We start from the raw sequence: 8931 nt of genomic DNA, 5'->3' as shown, positions 1-8931 counted from the left end.
CAGCCAGAAAAGGTTGCTCATCAATCAGGTCTCCTTGCGGGGCCTGAATCACGTCAAACGCCTGAAATCAATGGGTCTGGAGCCTAGTAGGATGCTGTGTGGTTGCCTTAGTCGGGGCAACCAGTCCCGCACAAGCGGACGATCTGGGACGGATTTTTGGCACCATTGCCGGTGAGATTGTCCGCGATCAGCTGCGCCAGCGGGACGTCCAACCTCAGCCCCAGGTTCGACAACCGCAAGCACGTCAGCCTGCACCGCGACAACAGCCCCGCCAGGCGACCAGACCCACTGCCCCCGCGCCGCAGCAACCGCAGATGACCCTGGAACAACGTATGGCGGTACAGCGCGCACTGTCTCAAGCAGGGTATTATTCGGGCGATATAGACGGCATCCTAGGCTCGGGCAGTCGCCGGGCCATTGCCAACTGGCAGGCGGCGCTTGGGGCCGAAGCCACCGGGTACCTGCGCCAGCAGCAGGTCCAATCGCTGATCGCAACCGCACCGCCGCCGCTGGCGTCCGTAGCAGCTCCTGTCTTGGCCGCCCCTGCTGTCACGTCCGCTGCTGCCGCGACCGCAGCAGCGGCTACGACGGCTGTGCAGGATGCGCGGGCGCCTGCGGCGACCAGCCATGCGGATCTCGTGAATCTTGTGCTGATGTCGGATGCCGAAGCTTATGCTGCCGAAGCGGAAGAGCTGGCACTGCCCTATCTTGCCGCCATTTCGCCGGTCGAGGACTGCAACGAGATGCAGCAAGTTCGAATGACTGCGGACGAGTTCACGACCCGCGACATGGACAGGCAGGCGGTCGAGCTTTTTCGGCTGGCCTTGGCAGATCTGCCTAACAAGACGCGCCGTATCGAGAAGCCTATTAGCGAGACCCTGCAACTAAACCCATATGATTTCGACCGTGGCGGTTTCACATTGGCCGAGCAGACTGGCGAATACGGCACATCCATAACCCGAGCTGGCACATTAATCGAGGAACAAGAGAAGCAGGCTCGCGCTTCGTGCGGCTGGTTCAGCACAGGGGGGTTCGACCGGATCGAGATCGCACATGCCGGCCTGTCGGATGCGGTTTTCCTGCCGATGAACGAGGATGAGGCGCGCGCCTTCCGTGCGAGTGGAGCCGACAGCGTAACGCTGGCTGCGACCTTGGTCATCGAACCACGTCCACAAGGCCGCGGACCGCTGGTAGGCACAGTGACGAATGCCGTAATCACTGATCCCGCGACGGGACGCATCCTGTGGCAGCAGGATGACGCACCGTCCTCCTCGGCAGACCAGCCATCCGCCAAGTCGTCGCAAGACCTGAGCTATGGTTTGATTGCGCAGATCGCCGCCCCGGTCATCGAGCCAAATCTGCCAGACGATCTCCTGCGTGTGGCTGCGGTGAGCTATTTCGCTACACATTCATCTTCTATAGCTAGCGGGAATCCGCCCCCTGACTCTCCACTGCCGATTGAGGTGATCAGAGGTCAGGATCCCCAGGTAGTCGCAGCCACCAACCTCGCGCAGCTTCGTGAAAGTCTCCGCCGATCCGGCCTGGACCTGCCGCTGGCTGTCACGCTACGCCAGGAATCTAATGCCTATTTTCAAGAAGACGAAGGCCTGATCGTCACTCAGAAACCTCCGGCGGTCGAGGAAGATCCTTATGGTGATGTCGCGCCCGTTGAGGGCCGAGTCTCGCTGCAGGACCTGCTACCGAGCCGATATGTCCAAGGTCAAAGTTTCGCTAATACAGCCATGCAGCAGGTTTACTCCGAAATCGTGCTGGACATGGACCGGCTAATGACGGTCGAAGCGTTGCCCATGACCGTCGAAGAGGCTGCCCGGCAAGGTCTCTTAGGAGGGGCAGGCATGGGGATTACGTTGGACTGGACCATGTTGATTACTGGCCTGCACCCTCAGAACAAGCGCATCGCGGTAGACGTGAGGCTGACCGGCCTGACGGTTCGCTCTCAAAATGACGGCGCGGTGGTTCTCAAAGCTGCGGCCGAGGATCTGCCCGCGATTGCCGCTCTGCGGGCGGAGGCAGATGCGGCGCTTGGGCTCGTAGGCTTGGCCGATACCCTCACGCCTCCCCCTGATGGCGCCAGGTTCGGAGCCGAGATAACAGACCTTCTGCAATTGCGCTATGCGCCGGAATCGGTAGATGACGCGATGATCGAACGCATGATGATCACCCGTCATGCGGCAGAATCCCACATCCGCGACGGCGTACCAGAATGGGGCCGTTTCTTTCGTAATCTCGATGTACCACCCACCGCCGAGGAACGCGCTGCACGAAAAGAGGAGTTTCGCACCTGGTCGATGGCCCGTGCCCAGGTCTTGCCGAACCGTGTGACGCTGCACCTACCTGTTTGGGGAACGGGTGATGCCCGCGAGGTGCCATGGCAGCGAAAGGGCCGACCTCAAAGCTTTGGTGCTTGCGACCTCGACAATGGCGAGAGCGAGACGGCCTTGGCCCGAGCGCGGATCTGCGACTATCTGTTGGCCGCTTGGCTGGCACCCGAGCCAGTGCTGTTCTGGCAGGATCCGCACTACGCGCTTAGCCCGCCCCTAGGCCTGCGCCAATCCTGCCGCCGCGACGATCTCTATTGCGGAGCCATCAACAGAGCACAGTCCGAACTGGGCCAAGTTCAGCGGGGCTCAACTGAGATCGTTCGGCTGGACAGCCTGCCGGTCTTGCCTGCCGATCTAGCATCAGGGTCTGAAAATTTGGTCATTCAGATCGACGTCGAACCTGAGGGCGCGGCTATAGAGGATGGCCCGCCGCCCAGCATCTGGCAAACTGCGTGGCAGGCGGCATACGAATTTGGCCTGAACCACGGCGTTGGAGATATGGGGCAGATGATAGGGACCGAGGCCGAGCCAATCCTGGTCATTGAGGCCAAGGCCATCGCTGCCCGGCTTGTCGATGCGGCCAGTGGCGTGGTTTTGAGAGATCTAACCCTGACCGCAGCCGCCCGGCCGCCCGCGGATCTGCTGCAGATGCCCAAATCTCAGATGGCCGACACCGATGTGCTGGGCATCCGACTTGGCACCAGCTTCGATGATGCTGACCGCATCATTCGCGAGCACATGACGGTAGACAAAGTCCTGACTGCTGACCGCAGCGCCTCGCAAAGCCTTGTGGGCACCAGCCTGTTGCCCTATGCGTCCGGCCGCATCTATGTCTCGCCCGATGAGACCGAGATAATCGCGATCTACGACGAGCCGCCAGCCGCATCCGGAACGGTGGTGGGCCTGTGGAGGGTGTTGAGATTGCCGCAGGGCAGCGTCGACCCCGCTGGGCTACGCGCGACCTTGATCGAGAAATACGGCGATCCCCGCGCGGTCGATGATGTTCAGTTGGGCTTTGGCACCAAAGGTGTTGCCTGGTCTTGGCACGACCCTGTCGATTTCAGATGCGGCGATCTTAACGCGCAAGACCAATCCGACCGCTGGCGTGACGAGACTGGGGCGACCGGCTGGGTGCCCGCCCTGATGCCCGAAGCAGCATTGCCGGTTCTGGCTTATGACACTGAGTTTGATCGCGTCACCGATGACCCGCTGACCATCGCGAACTTATGCCCCACCGTTCTGGGCGTGCGCCTTGCCCGCTACGATGGACGTGTCGAGCAGCAGCCTGCGGGCGACGAGATCGTGACATGGCTGTCTGACAACAGAGGCTACGCGCCGATTTACCTGCAAAGCAAGGCGGCTCCGCCCCCCGTAACGAAGCCCGTCGCCGCAGGTGGCGCAGCAATCAAGTTCTAAAAAGTGGCAGAGGGCATGCCTCCGGATCGCGGCGTCGCCCTCCGCTCTTTCTAGTCGACCTGCACCGTTAGTGCATAGGGCGCCTCGGAGGGAGACGGGAACAGCTGAAACAGCAGGATCTCTAAGAAGTTCGAGGGCGCGAGAAAGTCGAAAGCCTGCCGCGCATCGCCTGCTCCCGAAATCGTGGCCACGGCGTTATCATCGCCCTCAACTGCGACGATCACTCGCTGGCCCGCCCGTACGTCAAGGCTGAAACAGGAAGGCTCAACTGCTACGAATGGATCTTTGGGCGGCAGCACCCCCTCAATTAGCGCCCCGTTGTCTCCGGGCGCAAAGCGGATCGGTTGGCAGTCCTGCGCGTGGGCCTGAACCGCGACAAGAGCCAAACTGGCGGCGAGGCTCGATCTCATAATGAAAACCTCCAATCTTTGACTCTGTCGAGCATACCATGGACGAGGCGGCAGTTGCACCAAGGATGGGCCTTACGGCGTCGACGCGTCCACATAAAACCGCAGCGACGGCCGGATGACGGTACGTGGCCAACGATCATGCGGCATCACCCGGCATGCATCGCCAAGCTACCAGTGGGGCGCCGGCATTCTTCACGGATAGGAACAGCGTTTCGTTCAAGAATTCATCTCTGAGGCGACCGTTGAGCCATGGACAAACGGACACTTTGTCTTCTTTCCAAGTGCCGCTTCTATGTAACCGTCAACTTCTGCTGGCAGAAGAGGGCCTATCCGTCGGCGATGTCGTGCGCTACACAAGCCCCAGCCACGCTTTGCGCAGCCAGAGACCTCCTGCATCCGAGACGCCATGCTGCACGCGAATACCCGGCTTGACCATCCCCACGGCGCCGCTGCCATGTTCCGCTTCGCGGCCGATCATCCAGAATACATCACGGGATTGGAAACCGGTCCCTGGCGGATGCAATTGCCGCTGGGCAGCTTCGAGGTGCGGTGGGACGGTGAGGCGCTTCTCGTTGAGGCAAGAGGCGTCAACCCCATCGGCCTCAGCTACATGAAGCTGATCTTCGTGGATCATATCCGAGAGTATCTCGCAGAGGAGGTAGAGTTGCACTGGGAGGGCGACGGACAGTCCCATGGCGTTCCGCCGTTCTTCCGCGAGGTCCGCGTCACGGCCTCGTGTCGCCTGACGCCGTCGATGCAAAGGGTCACCTTCGCCGTCCCGGATTTGGAAGACCTGCCTCTGGATGAGCTTCACGTTCGACTGCTCCTGCCTCCCGAGGATCGGCCAGCAAATTTGCCACCTGTGTGGCCGATGCTGACGGCCAGTGGCGCGCTGAGCTTCCCCGGTGGGTCCGATACCTTGCTGGTGCGCGTCTACACCATCCGCCATGTCGATCTGGCGCGGGGCGAGGTGGACATCGACTTCGTGCTCCATCCAACCGCCGAGAGATCGGCCGGGGGTTGGGCTGCGGCGTGCCGTCCGGGCGATGTGGCGGGACTGCTGGGTCCGGGCGGCGGAGCGATCCCCCAGGCGCCACGGGTGCTTCTGCTGGGCGACGAGACGGCGCTGCCGGCCATTGCCCGCATGCTTGAGGCTGCATCGCCCGGGACCATCTGCGAGGCGATCATCGAGGTGGACGGCCCCGAGGATGAACAGGATCTGGCCGGACCGGTGCAGTGGCTGCATCGGCGTGGCGCTGCGCCTGGCACGAAGCGGCTGCTGGTCGAGGCGCTTGCCCGGCGGCAGCCGTCCGACGATCTGTATGTCTGGGCCGGATGCGAGTTCGACGCATTCCGCGATATCCGCCGCCACGTCCGTTCGGTCTGGAAGATGCCGCGCGACCGGCACATGGTCGCAGCCTACTGGCGGCGCGGCATGGCGGGCGAGATGGCGGAGGAGCCGCATCACAGCTCGGCTGCCTGAACGCGGCCCGCCGCGTCGTTCCTAGGCGCTTGTTGCCTGGGCCATCCTGATCGCCAAACGCCTCAGCATCAGGACAGCCAGGACGGGCAGAATGGCGCTGAGGCCGAAGAAGACGCCATAACCCGCCTGCTCCGCCACGATCCCGGCGACAAGACCAAGACCCATGCTGAGAGCCCCATCGAGGCATTGGAACAGGGTAAAGTCCACCCCTCCCTGCCTCGGGTCCGACCACCGCATGAACTGCGCATAAAGCGCGGTAAACCCGATGGCCGACAGCGCCGATCCGGACAGGAGCGCGGCCGCGACCGGCAACGCGGTCGGCAGGGCGGTCCCGGCACCGCTCAGCGCCAGGCACAGCATGAGGATGGCCTGGGACACCAATGCGCCAATCATGGTTGTCCGCACACCCCACCGCTGGACCGCCGCCCCGCCAAGCAGCGCACCCAACAGCCCAAGGACCAGACTGCCAAAGCCGTTGAGCAGCCCCACCGCCTCAAGGGAAATGCCCCTGTCGATCAGGAACGGCCCCAGCATGCCCAGAGACAGCTTCTGGGCAATCACGAAGATCGCCGTCAGCATCAGGCCCTGCCGGATGTCGCGCCGGGCCAGCGCGCGGCGCAGACTGGGGCGCGGGCCTGCGGCCGGTGATGACGCGGACCCGCGCGCCGTCAGGGCGAACCAGATGAGCAGGACAGCCACCAGTCCGGCCATGAACCAGACCGCCCCGGTCCACCCCACGCGCGCGACCATGACAAGAAGAAGCCCCGCGCCGATCGCCGATCCCACATAGGCGCCTCCGACCTGCGCGGCATTGCCCCAGCCGTGCCCGCTGCGCGCGAGGGCGCCGACCGCGTGGCCGTCAACGACGATATCGGCGGTTGCCGTGGCGAAGGCCACCACCATCAGGCAGGCCAGCGCCGGCAGCAGCGGCACCAGACCGACGGCCCCGGTGGCCAGCAGACCCAGAACGGCGACCAGGCCGAACAGCAGGACCAGCATGGCGCTGCGGGGCGGTTGGCCCGAGGGCAACCGCCACCGTTCGATCACCGGAGACCACAGGACCTTCAGCGCCCAGGGCGCGATCAGCAGGGACAGAAGGCCGATCCGGTCCAGGGGCAGGCCCTGGTCGCGCAGCACGGCGGGCAGCCCGCCCCAGGTCAGGCCGCCGATCACGCTTTGCGCGACATAGGCGGCCCACAGGCCGGACAGGATCGCAGCCTGTCCGGGCTGCCTCGCGCCCCGCGCCATCAGAAGCGGCGGCTCAGGCTCGCCGTCCAGGTGCGGCCCTCGTCACGATAGCAGTATCCGGCGGTGCAGGTCTGCTTCTGCTGGTCGAACAGGTTCTTGATGTTCACCTGCATCTCGACCCCCGGCAGTTGCGCCGGCTGGTAGCTGACCCCCAGATCCACGAAGACGCGATCGTCGTTGGTGATGGCATTGGCATCATCGCCATAGCTTTCGCCGACATAGCGCAGGCCTGCCGCCAGCCCGAGACCCGCCGCCGGACCCGACTGGATGTCATACTTGCCCCAGAGCGAGAGCGTATCGTTCGGAACGCCCGACAGCTCGTTGCCCACGGTTCCCGCCGCGCCCTTCTCGATCCTGACGCGCTGATGGGCATAGCTGGCGATCACGCCCCAGCCATTGGCCCAGTTCGCCTGCGCCTCCAGCTCGACGCCGCGGCTGTTCAGGTCCAACTGACGCTGCCGGTTCTCGCCGGTCGAGACATCCAGCACGGTGCCATCGCGCTGATCGATATCGAAGACGGCTGCGGACAGCAGCAGGTTCGTGCCTTCGGGCGCGTATTTCAGGCCGATCTCGCGCTGCGTGGACTGCGTGGGGCGGGCCGCCCGCTGCGTGGCCTCATCGGCCGGGTCGTCATAAACGAAGCCGATATTGGGCGCGAAAGAAGTCGAGACGCTGCCATAGACCATGACACCGTTGCTCCAGTCATAGCTCAGCGCCAGGCGCCCGGAACGGCCGGTATCCTCCTGAGTGCCCGTCGAACGGTCGGCAGCCGTGGTGGTCGTCTCGACACTGTCCCAGCGGGCGCTGGCGAAGGCCTGCCAGTTGCCCCACTGCATCTGGTCATGCAGGTAGATGCCCATCTGGCGCTGTTCCTGCGCGCCGGTGAAGGGCACCGCAGCCGCGGCGGTATCGGCAGCCGAGACATAGCCCAGGGTGCTGTAGGTCTCATAATCGGCGCGGGTCATGTCGATGCCGGCCAGGATGTCGTGGGACACTGCCCCGGTATTCCCGCTCCAGCGCAACCCGTTGTCGAGCACCAGCGTGTCGATGTTTTCCTTGTAGTGGCCCCAGTAGCGGGCCAGGTCGGCGCCCAGGGGATACTGGCCGCTGTATTCCAGGTCGATATCGACGCGTGCCGCGCGGAAGCTTTGGCGCAGCGTCACGCTGTCGTTCAGGTCATGCTCGATCTCATAGCCGAGACGCCACTGGTCCTGATCGAAGTCGTTGTAGTCGGGATCGCCCTCGTAGAGGTCGGACACCTCGCCATAGGCCGGGTTGTAGAAGGCGGCGGTTCCGCCTGTCACCGAACTGGAAACCTCGGCCAGCAGGGTCGCGCGGGTCACGCCATTGTCCCAGGACAAGGCCGGGGCGAAATAGGTCTTGTCGTCCGCGTAGCCGGGAAGATCGCTGTTTGCCTTGCGGGCCAGACCCGTCAGGCGATAGCTGAACTCGCTGCCTTCCGACAGCGGACCGGAGAAATCGCCCGCGATCTGGGCGCGATCATTGGCGCCGGTGGTCAGTTCGATCTCGCGATAGCGGTCGTCCTTAGGGCGCTTGGTGATCAGGTTGACGATGCCGCCCGGCCCGCTAACGCCGTAAAGGGACGAGTTCGGCCCCTTCAGCACCGCGACCCCTTCCAGCCCGTAGGGCTCGGACTTGAACCAGGCGGTCGGCGCGTTGTATTGGCGCAGCCCGTCGCGGAAATAGCCGTTGTAATAGGCCGGAAGCCCGCGCAGGAAAAAAGCGTCGAACCGGGTGTCGAAGCCGTAGTTGTTCGGGTTCGCGGCGGCCGTATAGCCCAGGGCTTCGTTCAGGGTGCGCGGCGCCTGATCCTCGATCTGGTCCTGCGTGACGATGGTGACGGCCTGGGGGATCCTGCCGACCGGCGTGTCCAGCTTGGTGGCCGTTCGGCTGGTGCCGGGAACATAGCCGTCCTGGACCAGCGTGTCCGTCGTCGAATGATTTGGAACAGGCGACCTGATTTTGCTCTGGAGGGCTCTGGCTCTGTAGGTTGAGATTATGCTGCCTGGCG

At 63.8% G+C, this 8931-nt stretch carries 5 protein-coding genes; 2 read left to right on the top strand and 3 right to left on the bottom strand.

Annotated elements, in window-relative coordinates; genetic code table 11:
• Positions 1-314: 314 nt before the first annotated feature.
• Positions 315-3758, top strand: coding sequence for a peptidoglycan-binding domain-containing protein (locus J0F76_RS19130; RefSeq protein ID WP_207471941.1), 3444 nt, complete (start codon positions 315-317; stop codon positions 3756-3758).
• Between the two features lie 50 nt (positions 3759-3808).
• Here J0F76_RS19130 and J0F76_RS19125 read toward each other — a convergent pair whose 3' ends face one another.
• Positions 3809-4168, bottom strand: a complete 360-nt coding sequence (locus tag J0F76_RS19125; protein ID WP_207471940.1) for a hypothetical protein — start codon at positions 4166-4168, stop codon at positions 3809-3811.
• A gap of 406 nt (positions 4169-4574) precedes the next feature.
• Between J0F76_RS19125 and J0F76_RS19120 the strand changes: the two genes are divergently transcribed.
• Positions 4575-5651: a siderophore-interacting protein gene (locus J0F76_RS19120; protein ID WP_207471939.1), complete on the top strand. Its 1077-nt coding sequence runs from the start codon at positions 4575-4577 to the stop codon at positions 5649-5651.
• A 21-nt stretch (positions 5652-5672) separates the two neighbouring features.
• Here J0F76_RS19120 and J0F76_RS19115 read toward each other — a convergent pair whose 3' ends face one another.
• Together J0F76_RS19115 and J0F76_RS19110 are read right to left on the bottom strand one after the other, a co-directional pair.
• A complete protein-coding gene (locus tag J0F76_RS19115) occupies positions 5673-6899 on the bottom strand; it encodes an MFS transporter (RefSeq protein WP_207471938.1) in 1227 nt (408 codons plus the stop codon).
• Positions 6899-8931, bottom strand: a 2033-nt coding sequence (locus tag J0F76_RS19110) for a TonB-dependent siderophore receptor (RefSeq protein WP_207471937.1), incomplete at its 5' end; no start/stop codon positions are given. The genes J0F76_RS19115 and J0F76_RS19110, both read right to left, overlap by 1 nt.

This window comes from Paracoccus fontiphilus (assembly GCF_017356265.1).
GTDB lineage: Bacteria > Pseudomonadota > Alphaproteobacteria > Rhodobacterales > Rhodobacteraceae > Paracoccus > Paracoccus fontiphilus.
Note: the sequence above shows the minus strand (reverse complement) of the source record. Positions and strands in the feature narration are given on the sequence as shown.

Coding starts and splice junctions, on each gene's coding strand:
- J0F76_RS19130 (WP_207471941.1), top strand. CDS start 315: ATGACCCTGGAACAACGTATGGCGGTACAGCGCGCACTGTCTCAAGCA.
- J0F76_RS19125 (WP_207471940.1), bottom strand. CDS start 4,168: ATGAGATCGAGCCTCGCCGCCAGTTTGGCTCTTGTCGCGGTTCAGGCC.
- J0F76_RS19120 (WP_207471939.1), top strand. CDS start 4,575: ATGCTGCACGCGAATACCCGGCTTGACCATCCCCACGGCGCCGCTGCC.
- J0F76_RS19115 (WP_207471938.1), bottom strand. CDS start 6,899: ATGGCGCGGGGCGCGAGGCAGCCCGGACAGGCTGCGATCCTGTCCGGC.